This is a genomic window from Stenotrophomonas sp. YJH_SMC_16, assembly GCF_059367875.1.
Genome location: NZ_JCAFRH010000014.1, coordinates 16,655 through 34,143 on the forward strand (window position 1 = coordinate 16,655; position 17,489 = coordinate 34,143).

A 17,489-nucleotide genomic window follows, 5' to 3' on the forward strand; every position below is an offset into this window, starting at 1 on the left:
GTGCCCGCCCCGCGCGGGCACCGCTTCTTCCACGCCATGCCGCCCCGCCCCTTCCTGGCCCTGCCGTCCCCATGAATGCCATCGCCCAGCCTGTAGCCGCCCCGTCCACGCGCGATGCGCGTGATGCCCGCAACGACAAACTGTTCCGATGGGTGCTGGTCGGCACCGTCATCTTCGTCCTGATCGCCCTGGCCTGCGCCGCGCTGTCGATGCTGTGGGGCGGCCGCCATGCCCTGCAGATGCAGGGCCTGAGCTTCTTCTTCTCCGCCGACTGGAATCCGGTCGAAAACAAGTTCGGCGCCCTCGCCCCGATCTACGGCACCCTGGTCACCGCCGTCATCGCGATGGTCATCGCCGTGCCGGTCAGCTTCGGCATCGCCTTCTTCCTCACCGAAGTCGCGCCGCGCTGGCTGCGTGGCCCGGTCGGTACCGCCATCGAACTGCTGGCCGGCATCCCCTCGATCATCTACGGCATGTGGGGCCTGTTCGTGCTGGTGCCAGTGATGACCGAGTACGTCACCCCGTTCCTCAACGAAACCCTGGGCGAATGGCCGATCATTGGCCCGATGTTCCAGGGCCCGCCGCTGGGCATCGGCATGCTTACCGCCGGTTTCGTGCTGGCCATCATGGTCATTCCGTTCATCTCCTCGGTGATGCGCGAAGTGTTCCTGACCGTGCCGACCCGCCTGAAGGAATCGGCCTACGCGCTGGGTTCCACCAAGTGGGAAGTGAGCTGGGACATCGTCCTGCCCTACACCCGCTCGGCGGTGATCGGCGGCATCTTCCTCGGCCTCGGCCGCGCTCTGGGCGAGACGATGGCGGTGGCATTCGTTATCGGCAACAGCGTGCGCCTGTCGCCGTCGCTGCTGGAACCGGGCACCACCATCGCCGCGCTGATCGCCAACGATTTCGGCGAAGCCACTGAAACCTACCGCTCGGCCCTGCTGCTGCTCGGCTTCGTCCTCTTCATCGTCACCTTCGTGGTGCTGGCCATTGCCCGACTGATGCTGATGCGCCTGTCCCGCAAGGAGGGCAACTGATGTCCACCACCGCTGATTCGCTGTACCTGCGCCGTCGCATCGGCAACGTCGTTGCGATCACTGCCTCCTGCGCCACCGCCCTGTTCGGCCTGTTCTTCCTGGGCTGGATCCTGTTCACCCTGGCCTCCAAGGGCATGGCTGGCATCAACTGGGATCTGTTCACCAAGATGACGCCGCCGCCGATGCAGGAAGGCGGCCTCGCCAACGCCTTCTTCGGCAGCGCGGTGATGTGCGCGCTGGCGATCGGCATCGGCACCCCGCTGGGCGTGCTGGCCGGCACCTGGCTGGCCGAGTACGGCAACGCCCGCAAGGCCGGCACCGTGGTCCGCTTCGTCAACGACATCCTGCTGTCGGCGCCGTCGATCGTGCTCGGCCTGTTCGTCTACACCCTGTACGTGATGCAGACCGGCGGCAACTTCTCGGCGTTCGCCGGTGCCCTGTCACTGGCCTTCATTGTGCTGCCGGTGGTGGTGCGTACCACCGACGAGATGCTGCGCCTGGTGCCCTCGCAGATGCGTGAGGCGGCCCTGTCGCTGGGTATCCCGCAGTGGAAGGTAATCGTGCAGGTGCTGTACCGCAGTGCATCGGCCGGCATCATCACCGGCATCCTGCTGGCGCTGGCCCGCATTTCCGGCGAGACCGCGCCGCTGCTGTTCACCGCCTTCGGCAACCAGTACTGGAACAACAACATCTTCCAGCCGATGGCCTCGGTGCCGGTGGTGATGAACCAGTTCGCCGGCAGCCCGTATGAATCCTGGCAGGTGCTGGCCTGGGCCGGTGCCCTGGTGCTGACTGTCTTCGTGTTGCTGGTCAGCCTTGCCGCCCGCGGCATCCTGCTGCGCAACCGTATCTCCCATGACTGACCTTTCCGTGGATAACGCCATGAACGACCTTTCCAACGCCGTGCCGATGCAGCGCATCGCCGTGCCGTCCTCGCACGAGAGCCTGCACACGCCGTCGCCGGTGAAGCTGGCTGCACGTGGACTGGACTTCTACTACGACAAGTTCCACGCCCTGAAGGGCATCAACCTGGAAATCCCGGAAAAGCGCGTGACCGCGCTGATCGGTCCCTCCGGTTGCGGCAAGTCCACGCTGCTGCGCATCTTCAACCGCATCTATGCGCTGTACCCGAAGCTGGAGGCGCGCGGTGAAGTGCTGCTGGACGGCGAGAACATCCTGTCGCCGAAGTACCCGATGAACCGCCTGCGCAGCAAGGTCGGCATGGTGTTCCAGAAGCCGGTGCCGTTCCCGATGACCATCTTCGAGAACGTGGCCTACGGCATCCGCCACCACGAGAAGCTGAGCAAGGCCGACATGGCCGACCGCGTCGAGCAGGCGCTGCGCCAGGGCGCGCTGTGGGACGAAGTGAAGGACAAGCTGGGGCAGAGCGCACTGGGCCTGTCCGGTGGCCAGCAGCAGCGCCTGTGCATCGCCCGTGCCGTGGCCCTGCGCCCGTCGGTGCTGCTGCTGGACGAGCCGACCTCGGCGCTGGATCCGATCTCGACCAGCCGCATCGAGCAGCTGGTGGAAGAACTCAAGCACGAGTACACGATCGTGATCGTCACCCACAACATGCAGCAGGCCGCGCGCGTGTCCGACTACACCGCCTTCATGTACCTGGGCGACCTGATCGAGCACGACCGCACCGAAGTGATCTTCTCGCAGCCGTCGCAGCGGCAGACCGAGGACTACATCACCGGTCGCTTCGGCTGAAACGGCAGTCGAGCGTGGCTCGGCTCTACAGACAACGGCAGTCGAGCATGGCTCGACTCTACAGAGTGGAACAACCATGAATCTTCCCAACGACCACATCGTCAAGAGCTACGACGAAGAGCAGCAGCGCCTGGTGGCCGAAATCGTGCGCATGGGCGAGATGGCCGTCGCCCAGCTCGAAGCGGCGATGGACGTGATCGAGAAGCGCGACGAGAACGCCGCCCATCGCATCATCGCCAACGACGAAGCGATCGATGCGCTTGAGCAGCAGATCAGCCACGACGTGATGCGCCTGGCGCTGCGTGGCCCGATGGCGCGCGACCTGCGCGAGATCCTCGCCGGCCTGCGCATCCCCGCCGACATCGAACGCATCGGCGACTATGCGGCCAACGTCGCCAAGCGCTCGATCGCACTGGGCAAGGTGCCTCCGCTGCCGCAGATCCAGGGCCTGCGCGCACTGGGCCGCCTGGCCGCGCAGCAGGTGCGCCGCGCCATTGCCGCCTACCGCGACAACGACGCCGACGCCGCGCTGGCACTGCGCGAGGACGATGCCCGCCTGGACGCGCAGTACACCGCGCTGTTCCGCGAGCTGCTGACCTACATGATGGAAGACCCACGCAACATCACCCCGTGCACGCACCTGTTGTTCATGGCCAAGAACCTGGAGCGCGTGGGTGACCACGCCACCAACATCGCCGAGAACGTGTGGTTCCTGGTGCACGGCGAGCAGCCGCTGCCGCCGCGCGAGAAGCGCGACGAAACCTCCAGCACCGGCCAGCCCTGACGCTGCACTGCAACACCGGAGTCGACTCCAAGGTGGCCGCTGTCCTGGTGACAGCGGCCTTCTTGTTTCTGGGCGTTCCACCCGCGTTGTGGACGCCGGGCTTGCCCGGTGCGAACCTTCCGGATGCTTCTGTAACAAACCTCACGAAAATTTGAGGTCTTGGCGAGGATTCGTTGAGTAGGATCGCTGCACCATCGTTTCCACCGGCATCCCTGCCGGCCACCCGGGCACCCGCCCACACCACCCAGGAGCACGACCGATGAGCAGTTCCAACAAGACCCTGTCCCTGCTGACTGCTACCGCCCTGGCCGCCGGCCTGGGCATGACCGCCAGTGCCTCGGCGCTGAGCATGAGCGACCTGGCCCAGGGCTATCTGGTGGCCGGCCAGGCAGCCAAGGCCAGCACCGATGCCAAGGCAGCAGATACCAGGATGGCCGCCGACGCGACCAAGCACGCCGAAGGCAAATGTGGTGCCGACGGCAAGAGTGCCGAAGGCAAGTGCGGCGCCGACAAGGGCAAGGCCGCCGGTGCTGCGGCAGGCGCCAAGGCCAAGACCGGCGACAAGAAATCGGCCGAGGGCAAGTGCGGCGAAGGCAAGTGCGGTGCCAAGCACTGACGTCCGCGCCAGCGCCGTCCACCTGCGACCGCCGCTTCATGCGGCGGCCGCAGGGTTGGGGCTGCGCAGGGCGCTGCTGCAGGATCTGCGCGATGCACCGGCGGGCGATTTCGATTTTCTCGAATGCGCGCCGGAGAACTGGATCCATGTCGGTGGTCCCGCTGGGGATGCGCTGGCCGAGCTGGCGCAGCGCCATCCGTTGAGCTGCCACGGTCTGTCGTTGTCACTGGGCGGCAGTGCGCCGTTGGATACGCAGCTGCTGGAACAGGTCGGCCAATTCCTGGAAATGCACCGCGTGCCGCTGTACAGCGAACATCTGAGCTACTGCAGCGACGACGGCCACCTGTACGACCTGCTGCCGATTCCGTTCACCGACGAGGCGGTGCGCCATACTGCCGCACGCATCGCCCGCGTGCAGGACCTGCTGGGTCGCCGCATCGCGGTGGAAAACGTGTCCTACTACCTGGCACCGGAGCCGGCAATGGACGAACTGGCCTTCACCAAGGCCGTGCTCGCCGAGGCCGACTGCGACCTGCTGCTGGACGTCAACAACGTCTATGTCAACGCCTGCAACCATGGTTACGACGCCGACGTCTTCATTGCCGGGCTGCCTGCAGAGCGCATCGTCTGCCTGCATGTGGCCGGGCACCTGGACGAGGCACCGGACCTGAAGATCGATACCCATGGCAGCGCGGTGATCGACCCGGTCTGGGAGCTGCTGGCGCGTACCTACGCGCGCATCGGCCCACGCCCCACCCTGCTCGAACGCGATTTCAATTTCCCGCCCTACGCCGAACTGCAGGGCGAACTGCAGACCATCCGCCGCCTGCAGGCCGCGCACGCCGGGGCTGTACATGGCTGACACCACCGACACCCTGCGCGCGCAGCAGCACGCGTTCACCGCTCACCTGCGCGATCCGCAGGGCGTACCACCACCGGCCGGTCTGGAGCCACGCCGGGTGGCGGTGTACCAACGGCTGCTGTTCGACAATCTGCTCGGCCTGTTGAGCAACGGCTTCCCGGTCTGCGTGCGCCTGCTCGGCGAACCGGCCTGGAGCGGACTGCTGCGCCAGTACTTCGCGACCCATCGCTGCCAGACGCCGCTGTTCACCGAACTGGCCGCCGAATTCGTGCAGTGGCTGCAGGCGCAGCCACAGCTGCCGCATCCGGCGTTGGCCGAACTTGCTCATTACGAGTGGGTGGAAACCGCGCTGTACCAGCTTCCTGCCGAGCCGCTGCCGGTGCCGGGTGACATCGACCCACTACGGGTTCCGCTGCGGCGCTCGCCGCTGGCATGGCCACTGCTGTATCAGTGGCCCGTGCACCGGCTCGGTGCCGAGGACGCACCGTCACAACCGCCAGCCGAACCGACCGGCCTGCTGGTCCGTCGCGAGGCCGATGGCGAGGTGCGCTTTGCCGTACTCAGCCCGCTGGCGGTGTACCTGCTGTCCAGCATCGGCGAACACCCCGGCCTGGATGGCCATGGCTACCTGCGGCACCTGGCCGCCGCGCACGGCCTGGCCGAGGACGCGCTGGCCGGACCCGGTGCTGCGCTGCTGCAGCAGTTCCTGCAGGCCGGCGTGATCGGCCCGCTCGCAGTCCCCGGCTGACGCCCCCTTTCCCCGGAGAACCGCCGATGAACCTCCCGACCCTGGCCACCGTGCGCGGCCAGCTGGACCGTCTCGCCCCCTGGCTGGCCCCGCTCGGCCTGCGCCTGCTGCTGGCCTGGGAATTCTTCGAATCCGGCCGCGAGAAGCTGCACGGCCAGAACTGGTTCGCCGACCTGCAGGATACCTTCCCGTTCCCGTTCGACCAGCTGCCGGCCACCCTGAACTGGCAGCTCGCCACGTGGTTCGAACTGATCGGCGCGGCCTGCCTGCTGGTTGGCTTCGGCACCCGGTTTGCCGCGGCCAGCCTGCTGGTGCTGACCGTTGTAGCGACCTATGCGGTGCATTGGCCGATGGAGTGGAACTCGCTGGCCGACCTCGCCATGGGCTATGCGATCACTGACCAGGGCTTCGGCAACTTCAAGCTGCCGGTGCTGTTCATGGCGATGCTGCTGCCACTGATCTTCACCGGCGCCGGCAGGCTGAGCGTGGATGCGTGGTTGGCGCGGTGGCAGCCATCGGGCACGACGGCACGGCCCGCAGTCCGGTAAATGCCGACCCTGGTCGGCGCGCACCGTGCCAACCAAGGTTGGCACCTACCGGAATCCTGAGCGTGCGGTGCCCGGTAGGTGTCGACCTTGGTCGACACACGACCACGCAGGGAACCCATGCACAGAAGGCTGGCCGGGCGCTCAGGGTCGCTCTGCTAGAATTCACGCATGACTGACCCCACGCCCGCACCTGCCGCCGCTCCCGATTCCGCAGTACCCCAGGCGCAGCGCGCGATGTCACAACGCTTCCGCGGCTTCCTGCCGGTGGTGGTGGATGTGGAAACCGGCGGCTTCGACAGCCAGCGCAACGCGCTGCTGGAAATTGCCGCCGTGCCGATCGAGATGGACGAGAACGGCCTGCTCTACCCCGGCCAGACCGCCAGCGCCCACGTGGTGCCGGCCGAAGGCCTGGAGATCGACCCGAAGTCGCTGGAAGTGACCGGCATCATCCTCGACCACCCGTTCCGGCTGGCCAAGGAAGAGAAGGCAGCGCTGGACCACATCTTCACCCCGGTGCGTGCGGCGATGAAGAAATACGGCTGCCAGCGCGCGATCCTGGTCGGCCACAACGCCCATTTCGACCTAGGTTTCGTCAATGCGGCGGTGGCACGTACAGGTCACAAGCGCAATCCGTTCCATCCGTTCAGCGTGTTCGACACGGTGACCCTGGCCGGCATCGCCTACGGGCAGACCGTGCTGGCGCGTGCGGCCACGGCCGCCGGACTGGGCTGGGATGCCAACGAGGCGCACAGCGCGGTGTATGACACCGAGCAGACCGCGCGGTTGTTCTGCACCATCGCCAACGCCTGGCCACGCTAAGGCAGCGCTTTCTGTAGAGCCGAGCCATGCTCGGCTGCGCCTTTTTCCGCGCTGTCGCGCTGTAGTCGAGCATGGCTCGACTCTACCGATCGATAGAGGCATATCCACGCCACGCGCGGATGTGATCAACCGATGCTCGTGCGATCGCGGCCGTCGCTCTTGGCGCGGTACAGCGCGCGGTCTGCGCGCTGGTACAGCAGCGCCGGGGTGCGGTCGTCGGCGTCCAGCTCCACCAGCCCCGCGCTGAAGGTCACGCGCAGGCCGTCCACACCGGCCCAGTCGGGGTGGTCATGGAACAGGCCGCGCAGGCGTGCGCACAGCTGTGCGGCTTCCTCCAGGCGGGTGTCGTTGAGCAGCAGCGCGAACTCTTCGCCACCAGTCCGCGCGGGCAGGTCCGAGTCGCGGCTGGCGGCGGCGATCAGCCGCGCCACCTGCACCAGCACGGCATCGCCGATGCTGTGGCTGTGGCGGTCGTTGACGTCCTTGAAGTGGTCGATATCCAGCACCACCAGGCACAGCGGATGACCACTGCGCTGCGAACGCGCAAAGTCGCGGGCCAGCGTTTCATCGAAGGCACGGCGGTTGGCCAGGCCGGTCAGCGCATCTTCGCGGGCCTGCCGTTCGAAGGCCTCGGCCTGGCGTGCCAGGCGCTCGGCCAGTTCGGTCTTTTCCTGGTTCAGCGCCTGCAGGTGCACGGTCTTCGCCTGCAGGTCGAAGGTGGCCTCGTCCACCCGCCGCGCCAGGCGCAGGTTGCTGGCCTTCAGCTGCTGCAGCAGCAGGCGGTACAGCGCCACCAGCCCGGCCAGCAGCAACAGTCCACCCAACCCCTGCACGCTGCGTCGCTGCCACCAGAACGGCTCCACGGTGAAGCTCCATACCGCTTCCTGCTGGCCCCAGCTGCCACTCGGATGGGCAGCGGCCACGTGCAGGGTGTAATCGCCCGGCGGCAGGCCGACGAACTCCACGCTGCGCTGCGGGCCGCGTTCGACCCACCCCGCATCCAGGCCATCCAGCCGCGTGCGGTAGCGGATCCGGTCAGACATCAGGTAGCTCAGGCCGACATAGCTCACCGTCAAGCGACGGCCGCCGGGAATGTAGTTGCGGTCCGGGCCCTCCCAATGCACCGGTGCGCCATCCACCTGCACGCTTTCAATCGCTGCCGGCGGTGAAAGGCGCTCACGGAAACGCTGCAGGCGCTGCGGGTCAACGGTGCTCAGGCCTCCGGCGGTGACCACCCAGAACGTGCCGTCCTGGCGCAGGATCGCCGAGGGTCCGGAGCTGCCGTTGGCCTGCGCATTGGCCATGCCGTCGATCTCGTTGTAGCGCTCCACCATCACCCGGGGTGCGCGACCATCGGCCACGGCGTTGAGGGTGGCCATGTCGGTGCGCAGTACACCGCGGTTGCTGCTGATCCACACATTGCCAAGGCGATCCGGCACCAGCTGGAACACCGCATCTACCGGCATGCCCTGCTCCAGCCCCACCCGCGCCAGCGTGCCGTTCCGCCAGCGGTACAGGCCGCGGTCGCTGCTGATCCACATCGCGTCGCCCAACTGATGGAAGCCGAACACGCTGCGGCCACCGCCCAGCGGCGCCAGGTCGATCGACTGCACGTGGTCGCCGCGCAGCACGCGGATTCCCTCGATGGTGCCGATCCACAGGTTGCCCTGATGATCGTGCTCAAGTGCGGTGATCAGGCCGCCGGGCATGCCCGGGACGTTCGATACCTGCACACGGTCACCGTCGATGCGGACCACGCCCTTCTGCGTGCCGGCCCAGACCACACCCTGCGGGTCCACGCTGATCGCGCGGATGTTGCCACCCGGCATGCCATCGGCGGCGGCATAGTTGTGCCGCAGCCGGCCGTCACGACCAAGACGGTAGACGCCATCGCCGAACGTTCCGACCCACAGGTCACCGTCCGGGCCCTGCGCCAGGCTGAGCACCGAAGGTGCCTTGCCGCCGCGGTTGTGCAGCGGCATCGCACGGAAGCGGCCATCGGCGGTCTGCAGATCGAGGCCGCTGGCACTGCCGACCCACAGCTGGCGGTCGCGGTCCTCGAACACGGTGCGCACATAATCACCACTGAGGCCATCGCGCTCGGTGTAGCTGCTGAACAGCGTTTCGCGCAGGCGGTACAGGCCGCCGTTGGCACCGACCCAGATGCTGCCCTCGGCATCCTCGCGCAGGCTGACCACGCGTCCACCCGGCAGGTTCAGGCCCGCCGGCAGCCGCTCCAGGCCATGCGAGGAGATCCGCAGCAGGCCCTGGTTCTCGGTGCCCAGCCACAAATCTCCATGGCGATCCTGCAGCATCGAGGTCAGGTGCAGCTGGCCCGGCAGGCGGTGCATCAGCACCAGCTGATCATCTTCCACGCGGTACAGGCGCTCGCCGGCGACGATCCACAGCGCGCCGTCCGGAGCGCGGTACGGCCACGACAGGCCGCTGCCGGCGCCCAGCCCCCACGCCGCGGGCGCCCGCTTGAGCACGCCGTCGTTGTCGCGCAGCACCAGCCCGTCCAACGTACCGGCCCAGACCCGGTCCTGCGCATCGACCACCAGCTTGGTGAAGCTCATCGCCATCGGCAGGTCGGCGGCCGGCGCTTGGTAGACGATGCCGGTGTCCGGCGTCAGATAGCCGATGCCCTTGCCTTCATAGAGCAGCCACAGGCGGCCCTGGCTGTCCATCTGCATGGACTGGATCAGTACCTGCGGGGTATCGGCCTGGTGCTCCCAGACCCGCCACTGGCCATCGTTACCGCGGTGGCTGACGTTGCCGCGCGAATCACTGATCCACAGCCCGCCCTGACGGTCGACGAACAGCGCACCGATGCCGTTGTCGCGCAGACCCGGGCGGGTGCTGCGGTCGAACACGGTGAAATCGAGGCCGTTGTATCGCACCAGGCCTTCCCAGGTGGCGAACCACAGGTGGCCTTCGGGGGTCTGCGCGATGTCGCGCAGCGAGTTGTGTGGCAGGCCGTTGCGCGACGTCCATACATCGATGGCGTAATCGCGCAGCGGCGGTGCCCCCTCCTGCGCAGCCACCGGCAGTGACAGGGCCAGCAGCAGCCACAGCAGGCCCTGTCGCAGCCATCGACCGATACCTGATCCGCAGCGCTCCGCCCAGCGCCCGATGTCCCCCTGTCCGGCCATCAGTGCAGCGGCGGCGGCCAGGCAGGGCTGCCGGGCCTGGCAGCATGCGGGAGCTGCCAGGCAGCGCTGAACGGCATGCCGGCGGGAACGGGCTGGCTCATCGGGGGGAAACTGGGAAGATGCGCAGATGATAGGCCAAACCCGGCCCACGGCGTCACCATCGCCAGCCGCGAAGACTCAGCCCGCGCGCCCCGGCGGCGTTACCTGTGCACTGGCCGGCCACTGCACTACCGCCTCCAGCCCGCCTTCGGCGCGGTTGCGCAGCCACAGCCTCGCGCCATCCTTCTCGGCCAGAGCGCGGGCGATGGTCAAGCCCAGACCGGCGCCGCCGGTTTCGCGCGAACGCGAGGTCTCCACCCGCACGAACGGGTCGAACACGGCTTCCAGTTGATCTTCGGCCAGGCCGGGGCCGTCGTCGGCCACCACCACGGTGATCGCGCCGCCACTGCGCTCGACCCGTACCCTCACCCGGTAGGCGTACATCACCGCGTTGTCCACCAGGTTGGAAAACAGGCGGTGCATGGCCAGCGGACGCAACATCAACACCGCACCGCTGCCCCCTTCGAAGACGACATCACCGCCACCCTCGGCGGTGTCTTCAACGATGCTCTCCAGCAGCGAATCCAGGTCCAGTGCGGCACGCTGCTCGGCGCTCTCAGCGCTGCGCGCCAGCTCCAGGCCTTCGCGCACCAACGCCTGCATCGCGGCCAGATCGCCGATCAGGCGCTCGCGCAGTACCTCGTCGCTGACGTTCTCCAGGCGCAGGCGCAGGCGGGTCAGCGGGGTCTGCAGGTCATGGGTGATCGCCGCCAGCATCTGCGTGCGCTCAGCCAGGTGCCGCTGCAGGCGATGCTGCATGGCATTGAAGGCTTCGGCAGCACGCTGCACCTCGCGCGGCCCGCGCAGCGGCAGGGGATCGCGCTGCAGGTCGTCGCCCAGGTCTTCGGCGGCGGCCGCCAGCTCCTGCAACGGCGCGCTGGCGATGCGCGCGACGATGTAGGCCAGCACCGCGATCGCCAGCACCAGCAGCGTCAGGAACCACGGATCAACGGCGAGGATGCCGTTGTGCGCCACCGCCGGCGAATCCAGCGCCAGCTTCAGCAACGTGCCGTCGTTGAGGGTCACGTCGACCGCACGGCACTTGGGCGGGATGAATGCCGGATCACGCTCGCGCGGGTGCTTGCGATGCCCGGGCGGCGGCGGCGGCAACAGGTCCTGCAGCTTGGGAATGCAGGAGCGGAACGAAGCGAAGTGCACATGCGCGCGAGCGACCGGCCCCGGCCGGTCATCCAGGACTTCCATCAACGCCGTGTCGGCCCGCCCCAGGCGCGCGCCGGGTTGCAGCGCGCGGACGCTCGGCCCACCGATTTCGAGCAGGCGCTCACGCAGCTCGGGATTGCCGTCGAGCAGGTTGACGTAGCCCTGCAGGCGGTCGGCGATGCGGTTCAGGTTCTGCCGCTCGAACTCCTGCTGGCGCTTGGAGGTGGCCAGCATGGTCGCGCCGATCGCGGCCACGCTCATGCCCAGCAGCAGGATCACGAACAACCGCCCGACCATCGAGGACAGGAAATGGCGCAGGCGCTTCATCGCGGCTTATTCCAGGTTCACCGAGGAGGCCAGTACATAGCCTTCGTTGCGTACGGTCTTGATCAGCCCGTCCGGGCCACCATCGTCGCCCAGCTTGTTGCGCAGGCGGCTGACCTGCAGGTCGATCGCGCGATCCTGTGCCTCGTAGTTGCGGCCACTGCTGAGCGCGACCAGCTGCTCGCGCGACAGCACCTTGTTGGCATGGGCGATGAACACCCGCAGCAGGCGGAACTCGGCGCCGGACAGCACCACCACGCGATCGTCCGGGTCCACCAGGTGGCGATGCTCCAGATCGAACACCCACCGCGAGAAGCGCGCACGGCGCACCGCCAGCGGCTCCAGGTTGGCTGGCAGCGCCTCGGTCCGGCGCAGCACGTTGCGGATGCGCGCCAGCAGCTCGCGCGGTTCGAACGGCTTGGCAAGATAGTCGTCGGCGCCCATTTCCAGGCCCAGCACGCGATCGATCGGCTCGGCGCGTGCGGTCAGCATGATCACCGGCGTGTTCGAGCGTGCGCGCAGGTCGCGGCACAGGGTCAGGCCATCCTCACGCGGCAGGTTGAGGTCGAGCACGATCAGGTCCACGTGCTCGCGGTCCAGCAACTGGCGCATGGCGGTGCCGTCGGCAGCCGTGCTCACCTGGTAGCCGGCACGGCCGAGCTGTTCGGCCAGCAGGGTGCGGATGTCGTTGTCGTCGTCGACGATCAGCAGTCGATGCATCGTGTTTTCAGTCTCCATGTCGCGATCATCCCGTGTCGGCAGCTGAACCGCATCCGGGGCAATGCGTACCAGTGTATCCACCCGTGGGCGGGATACCTGTGGTTACGCGTATTCACCGACAGTGTTACATAGAGACATACCCCGAGGATTGAGCCGCCCATCGCCCGGTCTTCACAATGCCCACCAACGCCGCCGCCGCGGCCCCGAGAGTGAAGCCACGACGTGACGTTCCGCCTGCTGCCCGCGACCCGCCGGGGTCGCCTGATACTGATCGCCCTGCTTGCCCTTGCCGTCGCCGCAGCCGCCTGGTGGCTGCTGCGCAAGCCCGCCGCCCCGGCGGTGGCGACCACGCCCGTCAGCCGTGGTGACATCGAGCAGACGGTGGAGGCCACCGGTGTGATCGACGCCTACAAGCTGGTCAGCGTGGGTGCCCAGGCCTCGGGCCAGATCAAGTCGCTGAAGGTGCAGCTGGGCGACACCGTGAAGGAAGGCGATCTGATCGCCGAGATCGACGCCACCACCCAGCAGAACCAGGTGCTCAACGCGCAGGCCTCGCTGGACCAGGTCACCGCCCAGCGTGCCGTGCAGCAGGCCACCCTGCGCCAGGCCGAACTGGAGTTCGCGCGCCAGCAGCAGATGCTCGCCGCCGAAGCCACCTCGCGCCAGGAATACGATGCCGCCGAGGCACAGCTGAAGACCGCCCGCGCCCAGCTGCAGTCCTACGAGGCGCAGATCAAGGGCCGCGAAACCGAACTGGGCACCGCCCGTGCCAACCTGGCCTACACCCGCATCACCGCGCCGATGGACGGCACCGTGGTGGCGGTGGTGGCCGAGGAAGGCCGCACCGTGAACGCCAACCAGACCGCGCCGACCATCGTCATGCTGGCGCGGCTGGACGTGGTCACCGTCAACGCCGAGATCTCCGAGGCCGACGTGGTCAAGATCAAGGCCGGCATGCCGGTCTACTTCACCACGCTGGGCGACCCGGACCGCAAGTACCACGCCACCCTGCGCCAGATCAATCCGGCGCCGGCCTCGATCGCCAACGAGAATTCATCCAGCTCCAGCAGTTCGTCCAGCTCCAGTTCCAGCAGCGCGGTCTACTACAACGCGCTGTTCGATGTGGAGAACCCGGACGGCACGCTGCGCATCGACATGACCGCCCAGGTCTCCGTGCTGCTCAAGCAGGCCAAGAATGTGCTGATGGTGCCGGCGGTGGCACTGGGGCCGAAGCGCCGTGGCGACGAGCGCATGGTGCGGGTACTGGACGACAAGGGCCAGCCGCAGCCGCGCAAGGTCAGCGTGGGCATCAACAACGGCGCCTCGGCCGAGATCCTGTCCGGGCTGAAGGAAGGCGAGCGCGTGGTGGTCGGCGAAGCCGGTGCGGCCGGTGCCAGCGCTGGCGGCGGCAACCGCAGCGGCATGCAGATGCGGGTCGGCGGCCCGGGCATGGGGCGCCGATGAGCACGACGGCGCCGCTGCTGCGCCTGCGCGACCTGCGACGCGAATTCCCGGCCGGCGACGATGTGATCGCCGTGCTGCGTGACGTCAACCTGGACATCCACGCCGGTGAGATGGTGGCCATCGTCGGCCAGTCCGGCTCGGGCAAGTCAACGCTGATGAACATCCTCGGCTGCCTCGACCGCCCTACCCGTGGCAGCTACCAGGTGGCCGGCCGCGAAACCGGGAAGATGGAACCGGACGAGCTGGCCGAACTGCGCCGCGAACATTTCGGTTTCATCTTCCAGCGCTATCACCTGCTGGGCGACCTGGACGCGCGCGGCAACGTGGAAGTGCCGGCGGTGTATGCCGGCAGCCCCGGCGCAGTGCGCAACGCACGGGCCGAGCAGCTGCTGCAGCGGCTGGGCCTGAGCGACCGCATGCACCACAAGCCGGGGCAGCTGTCCGGTGGCCAACAGCAGCGCGTGTCGATCGCACGTGCCCTGATGAACGGCGGCGAGGTGATCCTGGCCGACGAACCCACCGGCGCGCTCGACACGAAATCCGGCGAGGAAGTGATGGCGATCCTCGGCGAGCTGCACGCCGAAGGCCACACCATCATCATCGTCACCCACGACATGAGCGTGGCCGAACACGCACAGCGCATCATCGAGATCCGCGACGGCGAGATCATCGCCGACCGCGCCAACCCGAACGCACCGACCTACCGTGCGCAGCGCGAGGCCAGCACCGGCGTCGCCCGCGGCAACAGCTGGCGGGCGGCCCGCGACCGCTTCACCGAAGCGTTCCGCATGGCACTGCTGGCGATGAACGCGCATCGGCTGCGCACCTTCCTGACCATGCTCGGCATCATCATCGGCATCGCCTCGGTGGTCTCGGTGGTGGCGCTGGGCAATGGCTCGCAGCAGCAGATCCTGCAGAACATCAGCGCGCTCGGCACCAACACCATCGACGTCTATCCAGGCCGTGGTTTCGGCGACATGCGCTCGGCGCGGGTACAGACGCTCAAGGCCAGCGATGCCGATGCACTGGCAAAGCAGAGCTACGTGGACAGCGCCACGCCCAGCGTGTCGACCTCGGTCACCGCGCGTTACCGCAACCAGTCGTCCACCGCCCAGGTCAGCGGCGTCGGCGAACAGTTCTTCCGGGTCAAGGGCGTGACCCTGCTCAGTGGCAGCTTCTTCGACAGTGATGCAGTGAAGGGCCTCGGCCAGGTGGCGGTGATCGACGAGAACACCCAGACCCAGTTCTTCCCCGATGTCGACCCGGTCGGCCAGGTGATCCTGCTCGGCAACGTGCCAGCACGCGTGGTCGGCGTGGCCAAGCGCCAGAGTTTCGGTTTCGGCGGCAGCACCAGCCTCAGCGTGTGGGTGCCGTACACCACGGTGATGTCGCGCATGCTCGGCCAGAGCCACGTCTCCAGCATCACCGTGCGCGTGGACGACGACACGCCGATGGATGCGGCGCAGGAAGCGATCACCCGCTTGCTGACGATGCGCCATGGCACCGAGGATTTCTTCCTCAGCAACAGCGCCGAGATCCGCCAGACCATCGAACAGACCACGCGCACGATGACGCTGCTGATCGGCGCGATCGCCGCCATCGCGCTGCTGGTCGGTGGCATCGGCGTGATGAACATCATGCTGGTGTCGGTCACCGAGCGTACGCGTGAGATCGGCGTGCGCATGGCCGTGGGTGCGCGGCAGAGTGATATCCGCCAACAGTTCCTGATCGAAGCGGTGCTGGTGTGCCTGCTCGGCGGCGTGCTCGGCATCGGCCTGGCCCTGCTGCTGGGCTCGATGATCGGCCGCTTCGCCAGCGACTTCCAGGTGCTGTTCTCCACCGCCTCGATTGTTGCCGCCTTCGCCTGCTCGACCCTGATCGGCGTGGCGTTCGGCTTCCTGCCCGCGCGCAATGCCGCGCAGCTCGACCCGGTGGAGGCCCTGGCCCGCGAATGAAGATGATGACCCGACTGCCCTTCCCTGCTCCCTCGCGCCTGCTGCTGGCGGGCGCTGTTCTGCTCGCCCTCTCAGGCTGTGCATCGGTGGGCCGCTACCCGGTGCAGGCCCCCGACGTGGCGGCCAGCTACGGGCGTGGCGATGCCACCCTCAACGCACCGGCCGACGACCCGCGCAGCAGCCTGGATACACCCGGCCGCGACATCCGCCAGGACACCTGGTGGACCGGCTTCGGCGATGAACGACTGGACCGTCTGGTGGCGCAGGCGCTGGCCGCCAACAGCGATCTGGCCGCCGCCGGTCTGGCCGTGCAGCGTTCGCGCCTGCAGGCTGGCCTGGCCAGCAACGCGCTGTGGCCGCAGCCTTCGTCTTCCGGGGTCAGTGGCAGCGCCAGCCGCGCCACCGACCAGGCTGATGACTGGCGTCGCAGCTATTCCACCGGCGTTTCGCTGGGCTGGGAGGTCGATCTGTGGGGCCGCCTGCGCACCCAGCGCGACATCGCCCGCTGGGAAGCCGAGGCCAGCGAGGAAGACCGGCAGAACACCGCGCTGCTGGTGATCGGCGACACCATCACCCAGTACTGGAACCTGGCCTATCTCAACCAGTCGATCGCCACCGGCCAGGCCAACCTGGAGCGGCTGGAACGTACCCGCGAACTGGTCCAGGCCCGCTTCGACGCCGGTGCGGTATCGCGCCTGGAAGTACGCCAGGCACTGCAGAACCTGCAGTCGCAGCGCTCCGCACAGAGCGCGCTGGAACAGCAGCGGGTGGAAGTGCGCAATGCGCTGACCGTGCTGCTGGACGGCACGCCGTGGCCACAGCAGGACGAACCGCAGGACCTGCTGGCCGCACGCAGCCCCGGGATCAACGAAGGCCTGCCGACCGACCTGCTCGGCCGCCGTCCCGACCTGCGCGCAGCCGAACTGCGCCTGCGCAACAGCCTGAAGACCATCAAGGTCACCGCGACCCAATACTACCCGGCATTGAGCCTGACCGGCAGCCTCGGCTCCAGTGCAACCTCGCTGGGCGATGTGCTGCGCAACCCGGTGGCCACGCTGGGCGCCGGCCTGTCATTGCCGTTCCTCAACCTGCAGCGCGCGCAGCTGGATACCGACATCGCCGGTACGGCGTACCAGATTGCTGCAACCAACTTCCGCAAGACGCTGTACACCGCGCTCTCGGAAGTGGACAACGCGCTGTCGGCACGTGAGCAGCTGGCGCGCCAGGTGGCGGCCTCGCAGGCTTCGTATGACGAAGCGGTGGAAGTAGAGCGCGCGCAGGAAGTGCGCTACCGCGTGGGTGCCACCGATCTGCGCACCTGGCTGGAGGCACAGCAGACCCGGCGCGACGCCGAGCTGTCACTGGCGCGCGTGCGCCAGGGCCAGCTGAACAACGACGTGACCCTGTTCAAGGCGCTGGGCGGCAGCGCGGGCTGAGGCCCGTCCTGTAGAGCCGAGCCCACGCTCGGCTGCAACGAAGAGCAG

Annotated in this window: 15 protein-coding genes; 12 read left to right on the forward strand and 3 right to left on the reverse strand. The window is 67.7% G+C overall.

The features are described from left to right. Window positions 1-71: 71 nt before the first annotated feature. The 9 genes from pstC (at window position 72) to rnt (ending at window position 7,130) form a co-directional block, all read left to right on the forward strand. On the forward strand, window positions 72-1,040 hold the full coding sequence (gene pstC / locus AC5P6E_RS20455; RefSeq protein WP_005412771.1) for a phosphate ABC transporter permease subunit PstC: 969 nt from the start codon (window positions 72-74) through the stop codon (window positions 1,038-1,040). Continuing rightward, window positions 1,040-1,903: a phosphate ABC transporter permease PstA gene (gene pstA, locus AC5P6E_RS20460; protein WP_043402618.1), complete on the forward strand. Its 864-nt coding sequence runs from the start codon at window positions 1,040-1,042 to the stop codon at window positions 1,901-1,903. Before pstC ends, pstA begins: the two co-directional genes overlap by 1 nt. A gap of 19 nt (window positions 1,904-1,922) precedes the next feature. After that, complete coding sequence (gene pstB, locus AC5P6E_RS20465) at window positions 1,923-2,753, forward strand: phosphate ABC transporter ATP-binding protein PstB (protein ID WP_005408788.1); 831 nt, start codon at window positions 1,923-1,925, stop codon at window positions 2,751-2,753. Between the two features lie 76 nt (window positions 2,754-2,829). Continuing rightward, a complete protein-coding gene (phoU, locus tag AC5P6E_RS20470) occupies window positions 2,830-3,537 on the forward strand; it encodes a phosphate signaling complex protein PhoU (protein ID WP_008265615.1) in 708 nt (235 codons plus the stop codon). Window positions 3,538-3,796: 259 nt separating this feature from the next. After that, window positions 3,797-4,153 (forward strand): hypothetical protein, encoded by a 357-nt coding sequence (locus AC5P6E_RS20475; protein ID WP_010486221.1) that lies wholly within the window; start codon window positions 3,797-3,799, stop codon window positions 4,151-4,153. Next, window positions 4,140-5,015: an HvfB family MNIO-type RiPP peptide maturase gene (locus tag AC5P6E_RS20480; RefSeq protein ID WP_029380076.1), complete on the forward strand. Its 876-nt coding sequence runs from the start codon at window positions 4,140-4,142 to the stop codon at window positions 5,013-5,015. Before AC5P6E_RS20475 ends, AC5P6E_RS20480 begins: the two co-directional genes overlap by 14 nt. Next, window positions 5,008-5,763 carry an HvfC family RiPP maturation protein gene (locus AC5P6E_RS20485; RefSeq protein ID WP_010486224.1) on the forward strand — a complete coding sequence of 252 codons (756 nt, stop codon included), beginning with the start codon at window positions 5,008-5,010 and terminating at the stop codon, window positions 5,761-5,763. The genes AC5P6E_RS20480 and AC5P6E_RS20485 overlap by 8 nt, the downstream gene beginning before the upstream one ends. 26 nt (window positions 5,764-5,789) lie before the next feature. Further along, complete coding sequence (locus tag AC5P6E_RS20490) at window positions 5,790-6,311, forward strand: HvfX family Cu-binding RiPP maturation protein (protein WP_235651058.1); 522 nt, start codon at window positions 5,790-5,792, stop codon at window positions 6,309-6,311. A gap of 168 nt (window positions 6,312-6,479) precedes the next feature. Beyond that, window positions 6,480-7,130, forward strand: coding sequence for a ribonuclease T (rnt, locus tag AC5P6E_RS20495; protein ID WP_014036542.1), 651 nt, complete (start codon window positions 6,480-6,482; stop codon window positions 7,128-7,130). Window positions 7,131-7,255: 125 nt separating this feature from the next. Here the strand turns inward: rnt and AC5P6E_RS20500 are convergent, their stop codons facing one another. The 3 genes from AC5P6E_RS20500 to AC5P6E_RS20510 form a co-directional block, all read right to left on the reverse strand. Continuing rightward, the gene (locus AC5P6E_RS20500) at window positions 7,256-10,282 is read right to left on the reverse strand and encodes a ligand-binding sensor domain-containing diguanylate cyclase (protein ID WP_010486230.1); all 3,027 of its coding nucleotides are present in this window, start codon (window positions 10,280-10,282) and stop codon (window positions 7,256-7,258) included. Between the two features lie 177 nt (window positions 10,283-10,459). Then, a complete protein-coding gene (locus AC5P6E_RS20505; protein WP_010486233.1) occupies window positions 10,460-11,869 on the reverse strand; it encodes an ATP-binding protein in 1,410 nt (469 codons plus the stop codon). Between the two features lie 6 nt (window positions 11,870-11,875). After that, window positions 11,876-12,604, reverse strand: coding sequence for a response regulator (locus AC5P6E_RS20510; RefSeq protein ID WP_005408779.1), 729 nt, complete (start codon window positions 12,602-12,604; stop codon window positions 11,876-11,878). A 204-nt stretch (window positions 12,605-12,808) separates the two neighbouring features. Here AC5P6E_RS20510 and AC5P6E_RS20515 point away from each other — a divergent pair, with 204 nt between their 5' ends. Genes AC5P6E_RS20515 through AC5P6E_RS20525 form a run of 3 tightly spaced genes read left to right on the forward strand, consistent with a single transcriptional unit; the run spans window position 12,809 to window position 17,441 of the window. Further along, complete coding sequence (locus tag AC5P6E_RS20515) at window positions 12,809-14,050, forward strand: efflux RND transporter periplasmic adaptor subunit (protein WP_049411507.1); 1,242 nt, start codon at window positions 12,809-12,811, stop codon at window positions 14,048-14,050. Beyond that, on the forward strand, window positions 14,047-16,005 hold the full coding sequence (locus AC5P6E_RS20520) for a MacB family efflux pump subunit (RefSeq protein ID WP_010486241.1): 1,959 nt from the start codon (window positions 14,047-14,049) through the stop codon (window positions 16,003-16,005). Before AC5P6E_RS20515 ends, AC5P6E_RS20520 begins: the two co-directional genes overlap by 4 nt. Beyond that, complete coding sequence (locus AC5P6E_RS20525; RefSeq protein ID WP_054171354.1) at window positions 16,002-17,441, forward strand: efflux transporter outer membrane subunit; 1,440 nt, start codon at window positions 16,002-16,004, stop codon at window positions 17,439-17,441. Before AC5P6E_RS20520 ends, AC5P6E_RS20525 begins: the two co-directional genes overlap by 4 nt. Window positions 17,442-17,489 lie beyond the last annotated feature (48 nt).

Excerpts from the sequence above, each read along its gene's own strand:
- pstC (WP_005412771.1), top strand. The coding sequence starts at position 72 with ATGAATGCCATCGCCCAGCCTGTAGCCGCCCCGTCCACGCGCGATGCG.
- pstA (WP_043402618.1), top strand. The coding sequence starts at position 1,040 with ATGTCCACCACCGCTGATTCGCTGTACCTGCGCCGTCGCATCGGCAAC.
- pstB (WP_005408788.1), top strand. The coding sequence starts at position 1,923 with ATGAACGACCTTTCCAACGCCGTGCCGATGCAGCGCATCGCCGTGCCG.
- phoU (WP_008265615.1), top strand. The coding sequence starts at position 2,830 with ATGAATCTTCCCAACGACCACATCGTCAAGAGCTACGACGAAGAGCAG.
- AC5P6E_RS20475 (WP_010486221.1), top strand. The coding sequence starts at position 3,797 with ATGAGCAGTTCCAACAAGACCCTGTCCCTGCTGACTGCTACCGCCCTG.
- AC5P6E_RS20485 (WP_010486224.1), top strand. The coding sequence starts at position 5,008 with ATGGCTGACACCACCGACACCCTGCGCGCGCAGCAGCACGCGTTCACC.
- AC5P6E_RS20490 (WP_235651058.1), top strand. The coding sequence starts at position 5,790 with ATGAACCTCCCGACCCTGGCCACCGTGCGCGGCCAGCTGGACCGTCTC.
- rnt (WP_014036542.1), top strand. The coding sequence starts at position 6,480 with ATGACTGACCCCACGCCCGCACCTGCCGCCGCTCCCGATTCCGCAGTA.
- AC5P6E_RS20500 (WP_010486230.1), bottom strand. The coding sequence starts at position 10,282 with ATGGCCGGACAGGGGGACATCGGGCGCTGGGCGGAGCGCTGCGGATCA.
- AC5P6E_RS20505 (WP_010486233.1), bottom strand. The coding sequence starts at position 11,869 with ATGAAGCGCCTGCGCCATTTCCTGTCCTCGATGGTCGGGCGGTTGTTC.
- AC5P6E_RS20510 (WP_005408779.1), bottom strand. The coding sequence starts at position 12,604 with ATGGAGACTGAAAACACGATGCATCGACTGCTGATCGTCGACGACGAC.
- AC5P6E_RS20520 (WP_010486241.1), top strand. The coding sequence starts at position 14,047 with ATGAGCACGACGGCGCCGCTGCTGCGCCTGCGCGACCTGCGACGCGAA.
- AC5P6E_RS20525 (WP_054171354.1), top strand. The coding sequence starts at position 16,002 with ATGAAGATGATGACCCGACTGCCCTTCCCTGCTCCCTCGCGCCTGCTG.